This is a genomic window from Candidatus Accumulibacter propinquus (assembly GCF_056856495.1).
The window spans coordinates 141,736-161,101 of the sequence record NZ_JBSEHC010000004.1 but is presented as its reverse complement, the minus strand read 5'-3'; the positions used below and the strand labels follow the sequence as shown (position 1 = coordinate 161,101).

General features: G+C 58.8%; 16 protein-coding genes, 1 tRNA gene and 3 pseudogenes. 10 read left to right on the top strand and 10 right to left on the bottom strand.

The genetic code is table 11. From position 1 onward, the window contains the following. Positions 1–30: 30 nt before the first annotated feature. The 3 genes and pseudogenes from AC15MQ_RS16765 to AC15MQ_RS16755 all read right to left on the bottom strand — a co-directional run. Positions 31–137, bottom strand: a tRNA-Ser gene (locus AC15MQ_RS16765). A 131-nt stretch (positions 138–268) separates the two neighbouring features. Continuing rightward, the gene (locus tag AC15MQ_RS16760) at positions 269–658 is read right to left on the bottom strand and encodes a hypothetical protein (protein ID WP_483080836.1); all 390 of its coding nucleotides are present in this window, start codon (positions 656–658) and stop codon (positions 269–271) included. Positions 659–676: 18 nt separating this feature from the next. Then, positions 677–877 (bottom strand): annotated as a pseudogene (locus tag AC15MQ_RS16755) (DUF4124 domain-containing protein); the annotation flags it as partial. Between the two features lie 311 nt (positions 878–1,188). Between AC15MQ_RS16755 and AC15MQ_RS16750 the strand changes: the two are divergent. Then, the gene (locus tag AC15MQ_RS16750; protein WP_483080734.1) at positions 1,189–1,776 is read left to right on the top strand and encodes a BRO-N domain-containing protein; all 588 of its coding nucleotides are present in this window, start codon (positions 1,189–1,191) and stop codon (positions 1,774–1,776) included. A 262-nt stretch (positions 1,777–2,038) separates the two neighbouring features. Continuing rightward, positions 2,039–2,959 (top strand): hypothetical protein, encoded by a 921-nt coding sequence (locus tag AC15MQ_RS16745; RefSeq protein WP_483080733.1) that lies wholly within the window; start codon positions 2,039–2,041, stop codon positions 2,957–2,959. 1,224 nt (positions 2,960–4,183) lie between these two features. On the opposite strand, the gene AC15MQ_RS16740 is transcribed toward AC15MQ_RS16745, so the two are convergent. Continuing rightward, positions 4,184–4,660: a hypothetical protein gene (locus tag AC15MQ_RS16740; RefSeq protein WP_483080732.1), complete on the bottom strand. Its 477-nt coding sequence runs from the start codon at positions 4,658–4,660 to the stop codon at positions 4,184–4,186. 1,088 nt (positions 4,661–5,748) lie between these two features. Between AC15MQ_RS16740 and AC15MQ_RS16735 the strand changes: the two genes are divergently transcribed. Together AC15MQ_RS16735 and AC15MQ_RS16730 are read left to right on the top strand one after the other, a co-directional pair. Further along, on the top strand, positions 5,749–6,195 hold the full coding sequence (locus AC15MQ_RS16735; RefSeq protein WP_287652175.1) for a helix-turn-helix domain-containing protein: 447 nt from the start codon (positions 5,749–5,751) through the stop codon (positions 6,193–6,195). A gap of 37 nt (positions 6,196–6,232) precedes the next feature. Then, positions 6,233–6,751 carry an IS630 family transposase gene (locus tag AC15MQ_RS16730; protein WP_287652176.1) on the top strand — a complete coding sequence of 173 codons (519 nt, stop codon included), beginning with the start codon at positions 6,233–6,235 and terminating at the stop codon, positions 6,749–6,751. A 284-nt stretch (positions 6,752–7,035) separates the two neighbouring features. Here AC15MQ_RS16730 and AC15MQ_RS16725 read toward each other — a convergent pair whose 3' ends face one another. Further along, positions 7,036–8,175, bottom strand: a complete 1,140-nt coding sequence (locus AC15MQ_RS16725) for an AAA family ATPase (RefSeq protein ID WP_483080731.1) — start codon at positions 8,173–8,175, stop codon at positions 7,036–7,038. Between the two features lie 296 nt (positions 8,176–8,471). Here AC15MQ_RS16725 and AC15MQ_RS16720 point away from each other — a divergent pair, with 296 nt between their 5' ends. Next, entirely contained in the window at positions 8,472–9,860 is a 1,389-nt protein-coding gene (locus AC15MQ_RS16720; protein ID WP_483080831.1) for an IS1380 family transposase, read from the top strand. Between the two features lie 157 nt (positions 9,861–10,017). Here the strand turns inward: AC15MQ_RS16720 and AC15MQ_RS16715 are convergent. Together AC15MQ_RS16715 and AC15MQ_RS16710 are read right to left on the bottom strand one after the other, a co-directional pair. Continuing rightward, a pseudogene (locus AC15MQ_RS16715) lies at positions 10,018–10,360 on the bottom strand (transposase); the annotation flags it as partial. A gap of 229 nt (positions 10,361–10,589) precedes the next feature. Continuing rightward, the gene (locus tag AC15MQ_RS16710; RefSeq protein ID WP_483080730.1) at positions 10,590–10,919 is read right to left on the bottom strand and encodes a DUF6794 domain-containing protein; all 330 of its coding nucleotides are present in this window, start codon (positions 10,917–10,919) and stop codon (positions 10,590–10,592) included. Between AC15MQ_RS16710 and AC15MQ_RS16705 the strand changes: the two genes are divergently transcribed. From AC15MQ_RS16705 to istB, 4 genes are all read left to right on the top strand, one after another. Then, positions 10,918–11,544 (top strand): hypothetical protein, encoded by a 627-nt coding sequence (locus AC15MQ_RS16705; protein ID WP_483080729.1) that lies wholly within the window; start codon positions 10,918–10,920, stop codon positions 11,542–11,544. The two genes, AC15MQ_RS16710 and AC15MQ_RS16705, sit on opposite strands and share 2 nt — an antisense overlap. A 631-nt stretch (positions 11,545–12,175) precedes the next feature. After that, the gene (locus tag AC15MQ_RS16700) at positions 12,176–12,541 is read left to right on the top strand and encodes a hypothetical protein (protein WP_324568620.1); all 366 of its coding nucleotides are present in this window, start codon (positions 12,176–12,178) and stop codon (positions 12,539–12,541) included. Beyond that, positions 12,538–14,028, top strand: coding sequence for an IS21 family transposase (istA, locus tag AC15MQ_RS16695; RefSeq protein WP_324522577.1), 1,491 nt, complete (start codon positions 12,538–12,540; stop codon positions 14,026–14,028). Before AC15MQ_RS16700 ends, istA begins: the two co-directional genes overlap by 4 nt. Beyond that, complete coding sequence (istB, locus tag AC15MQ_RS16690) at positions 14,015–14,761, top strand: IS21-like element helper ATPase IstB (RefSeq protein WP_287664040.1); 747 nt, start codon at positions 14,015–14,017, stop codon at positions 14,759–14,761. The genes istA and istB overlap by 14 nt, the downstream gene beginning before the upstream one ends. Before the next feature lie 126 nt (positions 14,762–14,887). Here istB and AC15MQ_RS16685 read toward each other — a convergent pair whose 3' ends face one another. The 3 genes and pseudogenes from AC15MQ_RS16685 to AC15MQ_RS16675 all read right to left on the bottom strand — a co-directional run. Continuing rightward, entirely contained in the window at positions 14,888–16,000 is a 1,113-nt protein-coding gene (locus AC15MQ_RS16685; RefSeq protein ID WP_483080728.1) for a phage major capsid protein, read from the bottom strand. A 55-nt stretch (positions 16,001–16,055) separates the two neighbouring features. Beyond that, positions 16,056–16,637, bottom strand: a complete 582-nt coding sequence (locus tag AC15MQ_RS16680; protein WP_483080727.1) for a hypothetical protein — start codon at positions 16,635–16,637, stop codon at positions 16,056–16,058. Positions 16,638–17,283: 646 nt separating this feature from the next. Next, positions 17,284–17,649, bottom strand: a pseudogene (locus AC15MQ_RS16675) (N-6 DNA methylase); the annotation flags it as partial. An 83-nt stretch (positions 17,650–17,732) separates the two neighbouring features. Here AC15MQ_RS16675 and AC15MQ_RS16670 point away from each other — a divergent pair. Beyond that, the gene (locus tag AC15MQ_RS16670) at positions 17,733–19,364 is read left to right on the top strand and encodes a transposase (RefSeq protein ID WP_483080726.1); all 1,632 of its coding nucleotides are present in this window, start codon (positions 17,733–17,735) and stop codon (positions 19,362–19,364) included. Positions 19,365–19,366: the final 2 nt, after the last annotated feature.

Genomic DNA, 19,366 nt, shown 5'->3' with positions numbered 1-19,366 from the left:
TTGGCTGCAGAGCGTTTGCAGCCGGTGTACTGGCGGAGAGGGCGGGATTCGAACCCGCGGTAGGCTCACACCTACGCCTGATTTCGAGTCTCTGGCAAGTTCTTTTAATTTCAATGGGTTGCGCCAGATTCATTTCCGCAACCATGAATATTTTGCACCGCCGCAACCCAGTATTTGCGTTGGTTTGTCGTGGGGTTGCGGAAATGATTTTATGCATTATGGAATGGTCTTAATCCATTTGAATTCAGGGTTGGTTACTGAGAAACGGCTAATTGCAGACCATATTTCCGCCCCCGGTCGGGGTGCAGAACGTCGTGCGCCTCGCCGCGGGTCTATCGTTGATCACCGTCTTGTTTTCGATAACCGTTGGCTCGTTCATCCCGCACGCCGAGTACATCATGCGCTTGGCGGCATTGATCTGCGCACCATCCTTGCGGATCGAACTGGCCTCAACGTCGTAGCTTCGCTGCGCCTCCTTGCATTCTCGGCTATTCTTCGACTCGGCTCGCAGATCGGCATCCGTTCTGCCCGTGGTAGGTTGACGCAAACCGTTCTCGGCATTGGAGATCATCTGCCAATGCTCTGTAGTGACCGCCAAACCCTTGGCCCTGCCGAAATCTCCGGACCCAAGGGCCTCGGCCACCTTGGCGGTCAGCATTCGAGCGTTGCTGTCCTGTGGCGCCGAGTACGCCGGCGCATCCCTTGGTGCGACCTGCTCTTGGCGCATCCCCGCTGGGCAGGGGACGTCAGAGAAAGTGGTTCCTCCTGTCGGTGTCTTGCACTTGTACGTCTGTCCAATAGCCGCGAAGGGCAATGTAGCCGCCAAAACAAACGCAACGAGGGCAGAGAACTTCGAACGCGGAGAATCCTGGATCATCTTGAGCTTTCTTCTTGTTGGTTGACGGGTATAAGCCAGAAGATACACCCCTTGACATGTCGTCAGCAACGGAACAAGATTTGCTCGTCGCTGCAGATCAGCGATGCGAGATTGGCGTCTCTGAGCTTGGCGGACAGCCGCCACCAGTGCGGTATTTTTTCGTCCGTCGCATGGCAAGCCCTATGGGCGAGCCGTGCAGGGAGGGGAAACCCTCGCCGGTCCAAGCCCGGTACGCCAACCTGCACGTGCTCGCCCACCCCGATTGGCGTCGGGTAGGCGGGCAACCGCCACCGCTTGCTTGGAGCACCGCCATGAGCACACTCACCACCAGCGCGCCCGCGCCTGCTGTTTTCTCCTTCGATTCTCACTCTGTCCGTACCCTTCTGATCGATGACCAGCCTTGGTTCGTCGGTGTTGATGTCTGCGACGCTCTTGGGATACATCGCACGCAGACCCGCCGCCTAGACGATGACGAAAAGGGTGTGCGTTCAGTGCACACCCCATCCGGGGAGCAGGAAATGGCCATCATCAACGAGTCCGGCCTTTACTCGCTCGTCCTTGGCTGCCGCAAGCCCGAAGCCAAGCGCTTCAAGAAGTGGGTCACGTCAGAAGTCCTGCCCGCCATCCGCAAGACCGGCCGCTACGAAGCCGCCACCGCCACGCTCCCTGCCCCGTCTCTCCTCAACCGCCGCTGGCTGATCACCTTCGACCACGAGGGTCGCGAGCGGGTGACACCGATCGACCCGGAACGGTTCTTCCTGAAGATGGAAGAGCTGCCCGAGCTGATCCGGGATCCGGGATTCCTGATCGACGGGAAGCTCCTGGTTGAGGTGGTGCATGCTTGCGCCGATCGGCTCGCCGGCAAAATGGGGAGTCGAGCGAATCGAGTATCGATTTGAGTGGGGGCACCCGCTACGGCTGCGGCACGGGCGGGTATCCGCAAGGTTGACGAAGAACCTCCGCCGTCTAGTCCACAATGCTCAAGAGTCTGACTCACAAGCGCTTGAGCCAAATGAGCATTACTCGCCGCGAATGCACTACCGACTGTACGCCATGTTCTCTGCCCGGCAGATAGATGTGATTTCTTGCGCCGCTCAGTCAGCTAGAATTGTAGGGCCACCGCACAGCACTACCACACATCTGAAGAAAGGAACCAGCCAAATGCTTCATGCCGCTCTGAGAGGGTTTGCCCATGTTCTCGTCACACTAGCGTGCTGGCAAATCGCCTATGCGTGTCCGGACGACCAGTACGAACAGTGCGTACTTGGGGCCTGTGTTTGCTTGCCAAAGATTGGCGGCACCATAGGGCAGGTAGGTGAGAACACCAAGCGCGAAACCAACAGATTTGTTGGCAATCTCGCGCGCGAACTGGGCAAGACTCCCGCCGCAATCGAGGAGTGTATGAGAAATGTTTCGCGGTGCGCCAATGAAATAGTCTCTGCACCGCTTGCGCTCCCCGCCCAAGCATATATTGATGGCCTGTATCGTCAGTCCGAAGGTCGAACGCGGCCTTTCTCTCCAGAATTCATTGCCTTGGCTCAACGGTACTACGATTTTGATCTTCGCTCTGTCACTTATGCCGATGATATCGACACAGGTACTGGGGTATCCTTGGCCTTCTGTGATCGCGTGTTTTTTAATGGTCATGGAAACTTGTGGCAGGACAAGGCGGAACTTCACCATACGCTTCACGAGTTGGAGCACCTCGGGCAATGCCAAAAGCGGGGCAAGCGAACCTTCTTAGCTGAATACATTCTGAAGGTTGGCGTTGACATCGCAAGAACTGGGCGAGTCAACGTGCATGACATTCACGACTTCGAGCGTGCCGCCGACGCGAAGGCAAACAACATAACGAACGTGATTTGGGCGCAGATGCATGGCAGCAGTCCGCAGCCAGGGTTCACGCCGCAGCCAACCGGGTTTCCTCCGGGTTATGGTATGCAGGTCTGTGGTTGCTGGGGGCCGAATCCTGCACTGACCGCACCGGATATGAGGTGCGCCAGCGGCAGGGTGCGTGTGAATGTCTGTCCAGGAAGGTGGTGCGGCCCAGGATATCCCGTGTACGCCTATATCTGCCTTTGAGGGAGGATGACGACCGCTCTACGCCGGCCTTCAGCGGTCAGCGATTCTTCCCCTCTCCCGACAGAGGTCATCTCCGCAGCCGCCAGACCGTACCACCGCACATCAACCGTCCAGAGAGGTCTTGACCAGCTGCGCCTGGCGCCAAACGTTCCACCGACCGCCGCTTCTGCGATGAGCCGGCGTCACTCCGCCCACCTGCGACGGTACGGCGCCGTGACGGGACCGCACCGGACACCCTCACGTCATCAACTTGCGTGACGAAAGGGTGTCCAAGAAAAGTGATGCTACTTCAACTCGTCGCAGACGCTGTGCGCCGGGTTGCCCTCGGCAATGCCGCTGTTGCCATCGCATTCGTACCCGTTGTTCGAATCCCATGGACCAGGAAGCTGACCAGGCGGGTTTTTCGCATCAGCATTGCCAACCGTGCCGGCGGCTGGCTTTCCGTACGCGTTGCCGCTCCCATTGCCGTTGCCCGACGGGGCGCCAACATTGTCAGGGTAAGGGTCGTATGGGCCCGACGAATTAGCCCCACCAGCGTAGACAGGGGCCGCGACCGACACAAACATCAAAGCGCCGACAGCAAGGCCGACGCAGCGAGCCATATTCCTCATGACTTTCATCCTCCTTCTAAGCCGACCGTCACGCCGATCGAAAAGTGATGTCGCGTCCACCTCGACAACAAGGTTATCCCACCGACTTGGCGATTCTTGAAGTCACAACAACCCACCATCCAGTCGGTGAATCCGAACGTCGAGGCACCGAGAGTTTAGCGCTGGCGCCGACTTCTGCAACACGGCACCCGCGTGTGGGTCGCCAAACTACAAAAACCGCTGTAAATCAGACGGAATCGGGGGGAAACAGTTCCAACATTGCCGGCAAAGAGGGGAGGCTTGGACTGGCACCGCCACTCCTCACCCCGCCCCCTCCAGGTACCGCGCCACCAGGATGGCGGTAACCGCCGCCCCCGCCACGGCAAGCCATATCAGAAGCGAGGCGCGTTTCTCGCCCGGCGTTCGTTGATCTGTCGGTTGGTCCATCGTGTCTCCCTCGCTCGCCACCGTCACCGATCACCCTCGATGCTCTCGATTACGCAGTTCCCCAGCAGGTTCGGCGAGGTGTGAGGCAGCCGGCCGGCGCCGCTTGTGCCGCAGAATCGGTTGGGTGCTGGGTTCAGCTCGTGGGTTCGCACGATCTATCCCTATTTGTTAGCCGTCGGGTCATAGATCACTTCTTTTCCGGGGCGTTTGTAGCTGAGTTAGGTAGCTGTGCTTCAAGTGCTATGACCTGTAAAAGCAGATCCATGACCTTCTGGAATCGCACCGCGATGTCATCTCGGTCTGCCTCTGGGAGCGCCGCAGCGTACTTGAAACTGGCCGGCAAGGTTGTGCTAGTTTGTGCCTTCCCACTGAAAGCAGAAACGAAGGGTGAAAGTAATGATTGGGCATCGGAGGCCTTGGTCGCCGCGCTATCAAGAGCAAGTTGCTTGAGCGTGGCGTCAGCTCTAATCGCTGCGACTTCGCGCTTGTGAACTTGGTCCGTGAAGTAGTAAGTAGTTATCGCACCGAAGGCAACACCGGTGAGAGCGCCCATTACTCCCCACATCTGGATTGCTGCCTCATGCCCGGACCGCACAATCGTGACGATCATGACGACGAACACTCCGATGAGAATGACCATTGCGACTATGAGCGATTCGGACATTGTATTCTCCATATGGTGGTTGCGCAGCAAGCCCCGGGTGAGCGCAGAAGAGGCGGAAAACGAACAGCGCTTATCGGCCGCGCCGAAAGCGACGGGGGCAACTGCTGGCGTGTCCGCAACAGATGAATCTCGTGGGACCGAAGCGCCTCGACGACGGGACTCGTGGCATTGTAGGCGTCCCGCAATTCGGGTCAAGCCGTCGCCGCCCTAACGTGTTGGCACGGACATCATGTGCACTCCTTCACCGTCCTTCCCCGGTCGCAAGCGCTCCTCACACCGCCTCCACAAACGTCGCCGACTCACCCCGAGACGAATTGACCGCCCGGCACACCTTGTAGGCGATCATCTCGTCAGCCGCGGCCGGCCGCCCAGAGCGACAACGACTCAGCGAGGTCCCCGGTTTCGACCTGGCGCCGGGAGAACATCAGGATGACCGGGTCGGTGACGGCGAGGCGGAGGCGCTGAGTCATTGGTGAGCGGTCCGGTTGGGCGGGTCTCGATAAATTGTCGCAACCGACCCATAACAGCCTGATGACAGATGCAAGTTTTCTGACAGCTTGCTGAACAGGAAGCTGCAACCCACGGATTTCAAGAGAGTGACTCTTTGTCCGCCAAAGCTGCCGATGATCTAGTGCGTCGCACTTCAGCCATTAAATGGCTATACCGCCGATGGCCGATAAGCTATGCGTACACATTGAGAAATTGTCGACCATTCAGGCTGGGAAGCACTGACTAATAACGTTATACGTAAAGATTGGAAAAGCAGATTTTTCTGAAATGCTTATTTGATATTGTGGTCATTACGTCTTATAAAAACAATGCTTATCATCCAGGAAAACAACATAGAACGTGTTTACACAATATACGTACTTCATACTGCTGCTTGATGTTTTTCCCGCGAGTTCTGTGGGGATTATAAACCCTATAACTCGCATGTCGTCTTCGACGCGAAAGCGCGCCCATCGAACATTTTTTGGGATGTGTCTGGGGTGTTGAAAATCAGAGCGCTTAAGCGCTTCCAGATAAATTTTTCGAGTTAAGCCAGTATGCCTGCATACTGTCCGCTCCAACCTCCGGAATGCCTCGCCATGTCCCGCAGAGCCAAAAAGTTCACCCTCACAGCACAAGAGCGCCAGCAACTGACGCAGGTAGAGGAGCGAGGCAGTGACTGGCGCGAACGCCGGCGAGCCCGGACCGTACTTCTCCTGGCTGAAGGAGGGTCCCTTGACGGAGTGGCGAAACAGCAGAAGCTCCACAAGGAAACCGTAGCCAACCACAGGGATGCCTGGCTGGCCAGGGGGTTCATCGGGCTGCGCGACCTGCCGCGCAGTGGTGCCCCTCGCAAACTATCGGAAACGTATCAGCAGGTACTCTGCGCCTGGGCGACGGCTGAGGCCTGTACGGCCCCCCAGTTGAGGGACCGCCTGTCAGAGGAACATGGCGTACAGGTTTCGGTGGGAGTGGTTCAGGCGGCCTTGAAAGAGAAGAACTATGTCTGGAAAAGGACCCGGCACAGTCTAAAAAAAACGGGATGAGGCGAAATTTCGAGCAGCCCAGGTAGAAATAGATGAATTGCTTGAAAAAACAAAGCTTGGCGAACTCACTTTATCGTATATGGATGAAGCCGGCTTTGTGCAGACCCAGCCCAATCGGAGCGCCTGGACCGAGACAGGAGAGGTGCACCTCATCACGGCCGCGCGGGGAAAGCGTCTGAATGTGATGGCCGCGTTGATCTCGACGGGTGAATTGTTCACGGCCAAGTTCTGGGAGACAACGACCGCAGCTCTTTTTGGCGGCTTCCTCGGTCTCCTCCTGGAAAGCGTCGGCAGACCCCTGACGGTGATTCTGGACAATGCTTCCATCCACAAAGCGAAGGAAATCCAGCCCCTGTTGGCCCTGCTGAAAGAGAAGGGCCTCACGCTTTACTTCCTGCCACCCTACAGTCCGGAACTGAACCGCATCGAGAAGCTCTGGCACAAAATGAAGTACGAGTGGATGGCCTTCAAAGCACGGAACTCTGCCGGGCTTGAGGCTGACGTCGACAAAATTCTGGACGGTTTCGGCTCTCATTATCGAATGACTTTTTGCTAGGCGCTTAGGGAATCCATCATACACTTCAAGTATCTTTCGACCTCCTTTCCCGACTCATTGAGTCATCCAGTATGCGAGCGGCTGCTTTCCATACTCCACAAATTTTCGGAGCAATTTATGTAATTGCTCATGACTCCAAGAACAGAAGTCTTGGCTAGCATTTTGTGAGCAGTCGAAGTATGAGAAGTTTAATTTCGAACGGGATGCGTGATTGCAATTTTCGGAGTCAAAGCATACGTCTGGAAAGTTTTCAAGAAATGCCTTTTGCCTTGAGTTCGTGAAAGTCATACCTTTGGAACTCCTCCGATGTCACCCCGGTTGTAAATCGGGGTTATGGGTCGGTCGTTTCTTAAGACATCGCCGGGAATTTCATCTAAGCGGTAAGCATAGCTTTCATTGTTCTCCTTGTTGACCAGATAGCACCTATATCTCCCCAGCCAGTCAAGGACTTCACTGTTATGCGTTGAGAAAATCAATTGCGCGCCTTTAGTATTGAAGGTGTGGTCACTAAAGAGATTTAAAAGTTTCGGAAGAATGTGCGGATGCAAGTTGATATCAAACTCGTCAAGAATCAATAGGCCGCCATTTTCAATAACCATCTTGTAAAGCAAGAGATACTTGAAAAGAGTTTTCGTGCCACTTGATTCAGTGATGTGAGAAACCTTGTGCCTTTTTCCGTTGTGCTCATGAATGAAGGCAGGGACATAGACCCTGTCCCCATCCTCTTTGACAACATCTTGGATGACAATGTCTGAGATACCACTGTCACAGTCAGCGATAAAGCTTTTTATAAAATTCAAAGATTCTTTGTCGTCATTTAACGCTTTTGCGACACCATATATGCTGGGACCGCTTTCGATAAGACCTCGGAATGTAACGTTACTAACCCAGTGCCGAAGGTATTCATAAACACCTTCGGTTAATTCAATTTCGTGATGATGGGCAATCGCAATTATCGAGGCGTTAGATCGAAGCTTTATTGACTTTAGGGCTGAAAACTCATCAGTTGCAAAAATAACCTCGTCATCTTGTCGCTCGAATAGACGTGTTTTCCTCTTGAGGCGACGGTGCAGTGATTCATTGTGGACCCTATTATTATCTACGCGAAGTTGATAACTATAATTGACTCCGTTAAATACAAACTCAATGAGAAATTCGGCAGGTTTCTTGCTGCCCAGAAATGACTTAACTCCAAGAGCTTTTTCAGTTTCCTTAGTGAAGGAGTGAACACAGAAATCGGATAAAAAAGAAAATGCTCTAAGGATGTTTGTTTTGCCAGAACCATTAGCACCTTTAATTCCAATAATTTCTACTACGCCATTTCTTTGGGATATTTCCTCAGGACAACCATCGGTTACTTGAAACGAAATATTTGCGCCTTCATTGAAAGAAAAGAAATTTTGAAAACAGAAGTTAAGAAGCATAATTTTTCCTCGCTTAATGTATATTTATGTCATTATGTGACAAAATTTACAATTTAGCAATAGGTTTTGCCTCTCTTTGTTCGTCCTGATTAGCGACGAAGGTCAGCCGCCCGAATCGCGCGTTGAGGCTAGGGAGCTACCCTGGATTGTGCATAGACAGGGCGATAAATGCGATAACCGTATGATAGAGTGCTTGTTTTCTCTCAAACAGTCCGTAAAAAATCGCTCTCGACACTCGCCCTGCTGTTGATTTTCCCCCGGAACCCTTCCGATTCCGCCCGAAACCCCTCCAATTTCTGCCTGTTGCGGGCTTGACGGTTCGCGCCGACTTCACCGGCGGAGAGATGTCCTCAGATCTGGGCACCTTGATGCTGGGCGCCGTTGATCGCCGCATTGGCCTGATTGATCGCCTGACCGGGGCCATTGTGGATGCCCGTGACGCGCGTTACATCACCCACTCGCTCCGCGCTTTGCTGATGCAGCGGGTTTTTCAGATCGCCTCGGGTTATGAAGACGGCAATGACGCGAACACCCTACGGCATGATCCACTGTTCAAGCTGATCACGGGGCGTGCGCCTCTGGATACCGACAACCCCTTGGCCTGCGGCGCCACCTTGTCCCGTCTGGAAGGGGCGCTACGGCGCAGCGATATCTACCGGATGGCGCACGCCTTGGTCGAGCAGTTCATCGCCGGTTACTCGGAGGCCCCCCTCACGATCACGCTGGATCTCGACCACACCGATGATGCCACTTATGGCCAACAGGAGCTTTCCTGCTACAACCATCATTACCACAGCCATTGCTATTTGCCCTTGCTGGTGTTCGAGGCCCATTCCGGCGCCTTGGTGACCGCCGTCCTACGCCCCGGCAGACGCCCGACTGGCGCCGAGAACGCGATGATCATGAAGCGGGTGCTGCGCTTGTTACGCCGCCACTGGCCAAACACCCATGTCCTGCTGCGGGGCGACGGTCATTTCTCCAATCCCGAACTGATGCTGTTGATCCTGGCCGATGGGAATGCTGATTTCCTCTTCGGACTGGGCGGCAATGCCGTCCTGTTGCGCCAAGCCGAGGGTTTGATGAAGAACGCGCGTGGCCACCTCGCCCTGCATCAGTCGCTGGCCGCTCAAGGCCTGGGGCCTCCGGTGGACGCGGTGCGGTTTTTCGGTGACTTTGAGTATGCGGCCGGGTCTTGGCCGCAAGCCTTCCGGGTGGTGCTCAAGGCCGAAATCCTGGGGAGTAGTGGCCAATCGCCGGCCAAAGACAATCAGCGCTTCGTGGTCACCACCTTGCGCGGCCCCTCGTCCCGCACGCTCTACCAACAGGACTACTGTGCCCGTGGTCAGGCAGAGAATTTGATCAAGCAAGTGAAGGACGATCTGAAATCCGACCGGACCTCGGCGTCGTCTTTCCTCGCTAACTCCGCACGCCTGTTGCTGGCGGCCGCGGCCTATGTCTTACACCAGCAATTGCGCTGCCTGGCGTTGCAAGGCACGAGGCTGGCTACCGCCGAACCCACGACCATCATGCTCACCCTGTTCAAGATCGCCACCCGAGTCAAGCAGTACAAAGACCGCGTGTTGCTGCATCTGCCCAGTAATTGCCCGGTCAAGGCGCTTCTGGCCTTGGTCTGTCAGCGACTCTATTCGTCTAACCGGAGGTCCGCGATGTCCGCCTCTCCATGACCCGGAACGTCTGGCGCACGAGACGCTGCCACCCACCCCGGCCATCCACTCATTCTCACGCTTCACCCCGCCAGTGGGGGAAGGGCAGCCCTCGCCTAAAAATCAAAAAATCGCAGTGGCGCGAGGAACAGAGCCGATAAGAAAATTCATGCAATATTCAGGCTAAGTGGGATGTGGCCACCAACAGCCGCTGGTTCGGGCTAGTGAGGTCGAACCGACGATTGAAGCGGTAGGAAAAATCACGAGATATCGAGTCGTCAACTTCCGGAAAGCAAACTCGTGGTAGCAGCCGGAAAGACTGGTCATGAGATTGCCAAGGAATGTGTTTATCCAGGTGAGCTCAGTCAGATCCTTGGGCTTTCGCCCGGCCACGACAGTGGGTTGACGCGCACAGCCAGCTCAGTGACGGTACTAAAGCAGGCGAGGCTGTCAGATAGCACCGTGGAGCCCGGTGCAAGGTTATCGCTGGCCCACTGAGCAATCGCCATGAGGGTGAAGCCTTCATTGCCGCCTCGTTCGCCGTAATCTGGTCCTGAGTGGCAGGCATCCTACCTCTGGCTGAACGAAAGGGACTGATAGCTGAACACGTTGAACGGCAGCAAGGGCCAAGGGCTGGGCCAAGAGATAGCTGTGCCAAGTGGGGGGATTCCGGATCAGCTAGCCGCCGTTCGCACCGGGCGATTTTTTGCTGCCGCTGCGTCTCTTGATGTCCGTAAGGAGCCACACATCTCAATGCACCTTCGGCACCATTTCCCGCAGCCTCTCCCAGACCGCCGCGATGATCACCATCGACACATCGTCAGGGTGAATCGCCTGGTCACGCTCCCTGATGGCCTGCATCAGCACGTCGTTCCCCTTCCACAGCCCCAGGTTGTTCCGAATCCAGGCGCCCAGGCCGAAGTGTAGCCCGATCAGCTCCGACTCCGCCAGAGCGAGCCTTGTCCAACGTGGTATGAGCCTGAACGAGGGGCGTCTTTCCAACCAGGGATGAGCCTGAAGAATAGAAATTGGGGGGGAAATGAGGTGTGGGTTGATCATCGCAAGGATGGTGATCCACATGAACGAAGCACGGCTGACGACGATCGAGCAGATCGAGGCGTTTCTCAGCGCCAGCACCTCGATAGAGTTTTCGGCGGCAGGCGGCGATAGCGAGCGGTATGAGCACATCAGTCGCGTGCTCACCCGCTTTGACTACCCCGGTCGCAAGAAGCGCGAGCGTGGTGTACTGCTGAGGTACCTGCAGCACACCAGTGGCTACAGTCGGGCGCAGGTCACGCGTCTGGTCACCCGGTGGCAGCGTAACCGCCTGGCTGCGGTCCCCTTGGCCAAACGCTACCGTGCCCCTGCTGCGCCCTTTGCGCGCAAATACACCGCCCTCGATGTGGCGTTGCTCGTCGAGATGGACCAGGCTCATGAAGACGTCTGCGGGCCGGCCATTGCGCACCTTCTGCAACGGGCTTACCGGGACTATGGCGATCCCCGCTATGAGCGCCTGGCCACGCTGTCCGTCTCGCATCTGTACAACCTACGCAAGAGCGCCGGCTATCAGGCCCAGCGCAGGAACTTCACCAAGACCCGTCCGGTGTGCAACGCGATTGGCGTGCGCAAAGCCCCCGGTCCCGAGGGACGCGCCGGCTTTGTGTGTCGCGGCCAATCTGAAACCGGTTCAAACCTGACGACATGAAACTGGATTTTCTTCCGGGTTGGTCGGTTTCGCATCTGGGGTCTTCTTCGCTGTTTGGGTGTTCTTCGGTGTTCTTCCGGGATCGTGTATTAGCCGGGGTTGCGACTTGGCGAGAGACACGAGATGGGGAAGACGGAGAAGCGGACGTGCCTGAACTGCGGCGAGCCATTCACGGCTGACGCGCGCAACGCGCGACACCAGCGTTACTGCACGGCGGTGGCGTGCAAGGCAACCAGCAAGCGGGCCAGCCAAGCGAACTGGCTGGCCAAGCCGGAGAACCGGGACTACCACCGGGGACCGGAATCGGTGGCCCGGGTCAAGGCGTGGCGGGCAGCCCATCCCGGGTACAGCCGACGAACGCGGTTGCCGCCGGAGCCGGTACAAGACGACTGGATCACGGCGGCCGCTGCCGCAATCACCCCACCGCCAGCGTCAGAACCGACGCCGCCCGCACTGCCGGCGCAGACATCTTGTAACGCTCCGGCGGCACCGTTACAAGATCTCTTGAATGCGCAACCCATTGTTCTCGTGGGGCTAATTGCCCACATCTGGGGCAGTGCGTTACAAGAGGACATCGCCTCGGCCCTGTCGCGCTTGCTACAACTCGGGCTCGACATCCGAGGAGGAAACCATGAGTACGACCAAGCGGGTCTTGAACCCGGAACGCCTGCGCCAAGTGCCCGAGCATTTCAGCTGGCTCGACCACCGCCTGGTGCGGGAGCACACCATCGAGAAGGCTGACGTCTGTGCCTGGGCGCTGTATCTGTTTCTCGTCACCGCCGCCGATGCCCATGGCTTGAGCTATTACAGCGACGCGAGCCTGTCCCGGCGCCTGAAGCTGGACCTGCGACGGCTGGCCCAGGCCCGCCGGGAGCTCATCGCCCTCGACCTGATCGCCTACGACCCGCCGCTCACCCAAGTGCTCAGCCTGCCCGAGTCGGTGCCCGTTGCCGCCCGCATCGAGCGTCTGCATGCCATTCTTGGAGGGCGTCCATGATCGACTACGCGACCTGGGCCGCCATTGGCGATGGCGTTGCGAAACACCTGACTGCCGCCCAACTCGCGGTTTCGCTGGGCCTCGACGTCAAGACCGTACGCCACTGGATCGGACGCCCCTACGCGCCGCGGCAAGCGGTCCGCCGATCGAGCAAGCTCGATCCCTTCAAGGGCCGCATCGTCGGCTGGCTCGACGCCCATCCGCTGTCGGCGCAGCAAGTCTTTCAGCGGCTGTGCGACAACGGTTACGGCGGCGGCATCAGCATCGTCAAGGATTATGTACGGGCCATCCGCCCGCGTCCGCGGGAAGCCTTTCTGACGCTCGCCTTTGCTCCGGGCGAGGCCGCCCAGGTCGACTGGGGCGAATTCGGGACGATCGCCGTCGGCGATACCCGGCGGCGCCTGTCCTTCTTCGTCATGGTGCTGGCGTACAGCCGGAAGATGTACGTCGAATTCACGCTGTCGCAGACGATGGAGCAATTCCTCGCGGCGCATGTCAATGGCTTCCATGCGCTCGGCGTGCCAAGGAAGGTGATGGTCGACAATCTGCGCTGCGCGGTGCTCCAGCACAGGCGCGGCGAAGCGGCGCAGTTCAATCCGCGCTATCTCGATTTCGCCCGCCACTACGGCTTCGAGCCGGTGGCTTGCGCGGTGGCGAAGGGCAACGAGAAGGGGCGCGTCGAACGCGGTGTCGGCTATGTCAAGGGCAACTTCCTGTCCGGTCTGGAGTTGCCGGACTTTGCCGCACTGGGTCAGGCGGCGCAGGTCTGGCTGGAATCGGTCGCCAATGTCCGGGTGCATCGGGAAACGCATCGCCGGCCGACCGATCTGTGGGCCGATGAGCGAGCGCATCTGCACGCGGTCAATCCCCGTCCGTTCGATGTCGGCCGGGTGCTGACGCTGCGCGCCACCCGCCAGTTCCGGGTGAACTTCGAGGCCAACCGCTATTCGGTGCCGGCGCGCTTTGCCGGCGCCCAGGTCACCGTCAAGGCCTATCCGGATCGCGTGTGCATTTACCACGGCGAGGACTTGATCGCGCGCCATGCCCGCTCCTTCGAGCGACACCGCGACATCGAGGATCCCGATCATCCGAAAGTCCTGGTGGCGCAGCGCCGCCATGCCCGCGATGCGCAGGTGCTGCGGCGTTTCTTTGCCCTGACGCCGCTGGCGGTGCGCTATCACGCGGGCCTGCTGGAGCGACGCGGCCATGCGCTCGTGCATGTGCGCAAGATCGTGGCACTGGCCGAGATCTACGGCGACGACGCGGTGGTGCGGGCGCTGACCGATGCCCTCGCGTTCGAGGCGTTCAGCAGCGAGTACGTGGCGCATCTGATCGAGGCGCGCTCCCGACAGTTGCCGGAGGCCAGTCCGCTTGTGCTGATGCGCCGTCAGGATGTGCTCGAGTTGGAGTTGCCGCCGGCCGACTTGTCGGCCTATTCGGATTTCGCTCGCGGTCACGACGACGGAGGTTCCGATGGCCATGACTGATGCCTTGCTGGCGAAACATCTGGGGCGTCTGCAGTTGCCGTATTTCGCGCAACATCACCAAACCCTGATGGCCGAGGCGGCCCGCGAGTCGTGGCCGCATGGCCGCTTCCTGGAGCAATTGGTCGTCGGCGAGGTGGCGCGCCGCGATGAGGCGCTGGTCGCTCGCCGGGTAAAGGCGGCGCGCCTGCCGGGGATCAAGACGCTCGATGGCTTCGATTGGAGTTGGCCGAAGAAGATCAACCGGGCACAGGTGCAGCATTTGTTCCGCCTGGAGTTCTTGCCTCAGCACGGCAACGTGATTCTTCTGGGCGGCGTCGGCGTCGGCAAGACCCACCTTGCGGTCGCCCTGGCGTATGCGGCTTGCCTGCAAGGCCGGATGGCGCTCTTCACCAGCGCCGTCGATATCGTCAATGCCCTGGCGGCGGCGCAGGCCACCGGCGGGATCAAGCGTGAAATGGCGCGCTTGATGAAACCTTCGCTCCTGGTGGTCGACGAGTTGGGGTATTTGCCGATCGACAAGTTCGGCGCCGACGGCTTGTTCCAAGTGATCAGCCAGCGCTACGAACGAGGCTCGACGGTCATTACGACGAATCGTGCCTTCAAGCAGTGGCCCGAGATCTTCAACAACGACAGCACCTTGACCTCGGCCTTGCTCGACCGCTTGCTCCACCACGCCGAATCGGTCGTCATCGACGGGCGCAGCTACCGCATGCGCGATCAGACCGACGCCTGATCTCCTCTCCACCTCAACTTCCGCCGCCGCCGACTCCCCGTCGCCGGCGGCTTTCGCCTTGCGCCAGCCACCCCCTTCACGTCCCCGTCAGCGCTCCACTTTCAAGCCGGCGAATTTGAACCAGATTCACGTCGGCGCGGACACCGGGCGGCCCAGGAGCGTGCCGTAGGGCGAGCCCTGGATGCCGCCGACCGACTGCCCGACCGGCAGATAGATCGGGTAGTTGCCGAGCGTCAGGGTGAAGAGCGCCGGCAGGACGTCGTTGTTCACGATCCACACCGCGTGGGTGAAGGACCCGGGCGGCAGGCGCGCGATCATCTTGGCGAGGTTCTGCGCCACCAGCGTCTGCGTCGCCTGGCCGGATTCCTTGGCGACCGTGACGATCGCACCACCGTTCATGCAGCCGACCGGGATGCCGTTGCCGGCGCCGAAGAGAATCGACTCGTTGGCTTTCCAGCGAATCGACAGCGCCACCTTCTCCGGCAGGTAGCTCGTCAGCGCGTTGGCGTCGTCGAGCAGTTCGTCGGTGGTGGGGACCAGCGCCATCAGTTTCTTCAGGCGCAGGGTGGCGAGGCCGAGCACCGGCTTGGTGGGGAGGGCCGTGGCGGCTTCGCCCTGCCAGTAGGCGCGGATGCCGTTCGTACCCCAGGGCGTGGTCTCGTCCTTCGGAAACGCCATGCTGTTGCCGCTGATCTCGACGTTGTCGGTGAGCGGCAGGAGCGAGTCCTCACCGAGCGACAGCTTGAAGATGTCCTGCGAGAACTGCGGCGGCACGAGAAAGCCGCCGTCCTGGCCCGAGGCTTCGTTGCTGAAGTTGCTGGGGGCTGCGGCGCTGATGCCGCCGACGAGCAAGCGGGCGTCGATCGACTGGCCGGGCTTGTCGGCCTGATAAACGGCCTGCATGAATTCGCCGAGGGAACCAAAGCCGCGCCGGGGATCGGCTTCGCGGTGGTCGGTGACGATCGGGCCGATGGCACTCTGGATGCCGATGCGGGCTTCGTCGGCGATCAGGGCGGCTTCGCGGTCGATGGCCGCCGAGGCGGCGTCGATACGAACGCGCAGGGCGTCGAAGGCGCTCACTTCTTCGTCGGTGAGGTCGCGGTTCTCCGAAGCGGCGCGGTCGGTCAAGCTGCGGGCTTCCTTGACCAGGGTGGTCTTGCGAGCCTGAAGCTCGCGCAGTTGCTTACTCATGTGATTCTCCAAAAACAAAAACCCGCGCGAGGCGGGTTCGAGGGGCACAAAAAAACCGCCCGGAGGCGGCTTGGGGTGGGGATGCCCGAAGGGTTGTTTCAGGTCAGTTCAGCTTGTACTCTGCGAGTTCGTTACCTTCCTTGTTATACCCATCGTCGTACTCGTACTTCACGTAACGTCGTACCTCTGGAACGTACCAGATGGTGGTAGTACTAATCCCGCTGTTCGTTTTTAACGTGCGGACGTTTTGCCAGCGGCCATCATGCCGAATCTTTAGTGCGTTGAATGTCCCCGCTGGGACGGTGATCGATTCCCAACCGACGACAATACCCGTCGTCTCAACTCGATTTTCGCCGTCGCGAGTTCTGTTCGGATACGTCACCTTCGCTGTCCAGGTCTTGCCAACCTCCAGTGGGAAAGCGTAGGAGGGATAGAACGGCGTATAGGTTCTTCCGTCACGGATGCGTGAGTTCCATTCACCGTCAAAGACGTCTTCCCGGGTTCCAGAAGCGGTGGTCACCGTAGCACGAACCTCGTCCCGGCTCTTGGATACCACCTGCAGCGTCATCGTTCCGGTTTTTTCCTTTTTGTACAAATCGATTTCGTTGTACACCCATCGATCGCCCACCTTGATGTCAGGCGCATCAATTTTGCTTGGGTTCTCAGCATAGGCAAGGGTAGCCATTATGGAGACGCAGGCAACCAAGTATCTTAGATCAGCGTACATCGTCCCTCCGAAATTGACGAAAAATGAACCACTAAAGACCTGCATGTTCGCGCGCACTACTCAGCCATCCAACCAAACAGACTTCAATCGCAGCCCCCTATTATTGCAGAATCTCGATTGCCCGTTGCGCATAGGCGAGACGGCTTGCCTTCGATCGGGCGCTGGCCTTGGCGTCGTGCCGCATCTTCCTGACCACCTCATCGAACCCACGCGCCACCGTCTTGGTGAAGCTGGCGTAGGGTCATCCACGCGAGACTACATGAAGCCCTGCGCTTCCTCGTCGAGCGGCGCATACGGATTGCCCTCGACCTTGTACTTGCCTGCCGAGATCGGCGTCGGCTGGATGCCTTCGGCGGCAATATCCTGCGAGTAGTCGAAATGCGCCTGCCAGACACCGATCAGCCGACCTCGCCACCTGGAGTGACGTACCCGCGCGAGGCGGGTTCGAGGGGCACAAAAAAGCCGCCTGGGGGCGGCTGGGGTGGGGATGACTGGCGGGTCGGTTTAGAACGGGGTGGGGTTCAACGGAGCGTTACGGCAAGAAATGTCAGTCAGAAAAGCAGATATTTAACGTTCGACGTGAGGCGCGAGCCATGGTGGAACGGCGCGGTTCGCTTTGCCACTTCTCCCAGGTCGCTGGCAAACTCACCGACTGCCCTTCGCACTCGCCGCTTACCGACACTTTCTTCACGTACAGCGGAATCGAGAGATTGCCGGCGTTGGCGATGATTTCCGCCACGCTCACCACCCTTGCAAAGCCCGCCACATCGGCAAAGGTTTGGTACGCTTGCAGGATGCGTTGCTGATGCTCGGCCTTCAGGAAGCTCTGCGCTCGTTCCCGCGTCACCGCATGCAGGGCGTCGATGAACAACACCTTGCCTTTGCGCGCCGCAGGTTTACGCCGGTTGCAGACGACGACACAGGCTTCCATTGGCGAGTTGTAGAACAGGTTCGAGCCAAGACCAATCACCCTATTTTCCTCAGTTGAAAGAGCAAGAATTGCTGCAAACTGAGTGCTGGTGAGGGTTTCCGGCGAATCGGGAGGGTCACCCAATGGGTGAGTTGGATTTCGAGCGAAAAGAGCTGGTCAAGGCGGTGGATGGTGCCTTGCAAGAGATCGAGCAGACGGCGCTGGAGATGCGTGTGGCGACGCTTGGTGGGCGATTCCACGTTCGCTGGGACGAAGGGGGAAGTGCCACGGCCCTGGGGCAGTTGCCGTTCTTTGCCGAATTCCTCGAAGTCTCGGGCCTATTCACCCGTTGGCTGGGGGGGTGTCCGATGGCCTACACCAGCTCCAACGCACCCGAGTCGGTCGACGTTCTCGGCACCTGGATGTTGTCGATACTGGATGGCCAGCGGCGGTATGCGCATGTGACCGGGCTACGCGGCGACGAGGTCGCGCCGCAGATTCTCGGCATGAACAAGATCATCAGCGATGAAAGTCTGCGCCGCGCCCTGGCGCATCTGGCGCCGAACCAAGCCAAGCCGTGCCGCGGCGAAGCGCGTGCTGCCCGGGCGGCGCAACTGGCAAAGAGTACGGCATGGATGGACACGGCGCTTTCGGAGAGCAGCCGCGAAGCGCTCCGTACGCCCTGGATTCTCGACGTCGACACGACCATCAAATTGCTCTACGGCCACCAGGCGGGCGCCGAGGTCGGATACAACCCCACGAAACCGGGACGGCCCAGTCATACACTGCACACCTACTGGATCGGCAATCTGCGTTTGGTGCTTGATGTGGAAGAGCAAGGCGGCAAAGCCATTGCCGGGAAATATAGCCGGCCCCGGCTACGCCTGCTGCTCGAACGACTCGCTGTTGAGGAACGTCCCGTCCTGGTGCGCGGCGACATCGCCTTCGGCAATGAAGGCATGATGGCCGAGATGGAAGAGATAGGGCAGCGCTATCTCTTCAAGCTCAAGCAAACGGCTGGGGTCAAGCGCCTGATCGAGCGGCTCTGGCGGCGCAGCGACTGGCAGGGTGTCGGCCAGGGTTTTGACGCGGTGGAAGCCGAACTCCAATTGGCGGGCTGGACTCGCGCGCGGCGTGTTGTGGTGCTACGGCGACGCGTCAAGTCCAGCCTGGTCGCCGAAGCGAGCAACGAGAGCACCCAGCCCGAGTTGCAGTTCCTCGACCATTCGGAGAGGGCCAAACTCTGGGAATACGCCGTCCTGGTCACGAACGCGGACTACTCGACAGAAGCCATGGGCCAGTTGTATCGGGATCGGGCCGATTGTGAAAATGGCTTCGACGAACTGAAAAATCAATGGGGCTGGGGCGGCTACACCACGCAGGACCTGGAGCGCTGCAACCTCTCGGCGCGAGCGGTGGCGCTGATCTACAACTGGTGGAGTTGGTATGTTCGCCTGGCGCATCCGAAGACACGCCTGGAAGCGATCACCAGTCGCCCGATGTTGCTCGCCGGGGTGGGCCGCCTGACCGAGCACGCCGGCCAGTCTCGCTTGCTGCTCACGCTCTCCCATGCGGCGGGGGACCAAATCAAGGCGATGATCGTCAATGTCCGCAAGGGTCTTGACCATGTTCTGGCAAGTGCGCCTCAGTTGCCAAAAGCTGGCCGCTGGCCGGCGCTTGTCCGCTACGTCGTCGACAAAATCATCAACGCTAGACCGAAAGCATCTCCTCCTACGCCTGTGGCTCCCCCAAGTCTCGCACTTGCCGCGGGTTAACA

Coding starts and splice junctions, on each gene's coding strand:
- AC15MQ_RS16760 (WP_483080836.1), bottom strand. CDS start 658: ATGCTGACCGCCAAGGTGGCCGAGGCCCTTGGGTCCGGAGATTTCGGC.
- AC15MQ_RS16750 (WP_483080734.1), top strand. CDS start 1,189: ATGAGCACACTCACCACCAGCGCGCCCGCGCCTGCTGTTTTCTCCTTC.
- AC15MQ_RS16745 (WP_483080733.1), top strand. CDS start 2,039: ATGCTTCATGCCGCTCTGAGAGGGTTTGCCCATGTTCTCGTCACACTA.
- AC15MQ_RS16740 (WP_483080732.1), bottom strand. CDS start 4,660: ATGTCCGAATCGCTCATAGTCGCAATGGTCATTCTCATCGGAGTGTTC.
- AC15MQ_RS16735 (WP_287652175.1), top strand. CDS start 5,749: ATGTCCCGCAGAGCCAAAAAGTTCACCCTCACAGCACAAGAGCGCCAG.
- AC15MQ_RS16725 (WP_483080731.1), bottom strand. CDS start 8,175: ATGCTTCTTAACTTCTGTTTTCAAAATTTCTTTTCTTTCAATGAAGGC.
- AC15MQ_RS16705 (WP_483080729.1), top strand. CDS start 10,918: ATGAACGAAGCACGGCTGACGACGATCGAGCAGATCGAGGCGTTTCTC.
- AC15MQ_RS16710 (WP_483080730.1), bottom strand. CDS start 10,919: ATGTGGATCACCATCCTTGCGATGATCAACCCACACCTCATTTCCCCC.
- AC15MQ_RS16700 (WP_324568620.1), top strand. CDS start 12,176: ATGAGTACGACCAAGCGGGTCTTGAACCCGGAACGCCTGCGCCAAGTG.
- istA (WP_324522577.1), top strand. CDS start 12,538: ATGATCGACTACGCGACCTGGGCCGCCATTGGCGATGGCGTTGCGAAA.
- istB (WP_287664040.1), top strand. CDS start 14,015: ATGGCCATGACTGATGCCTTGCTGGCGAAACATCTGGGGCGTCTGCAG.
- AC15MQ_RS16680 (WP_483080727.1), bottom strand. CDS start 16,637: ATGGCTACCCTTGCCTATGCTGAGAACCCAAGCAAAATTGATGCGCCT.
- AC15MQ_RS16670 (WP_483080726.1), top strand. CDS start 17,733: ATGGGTGAGTTGGATTTCGAGCGAAAAGAGCTGGTCAAGGCGGTGGAT.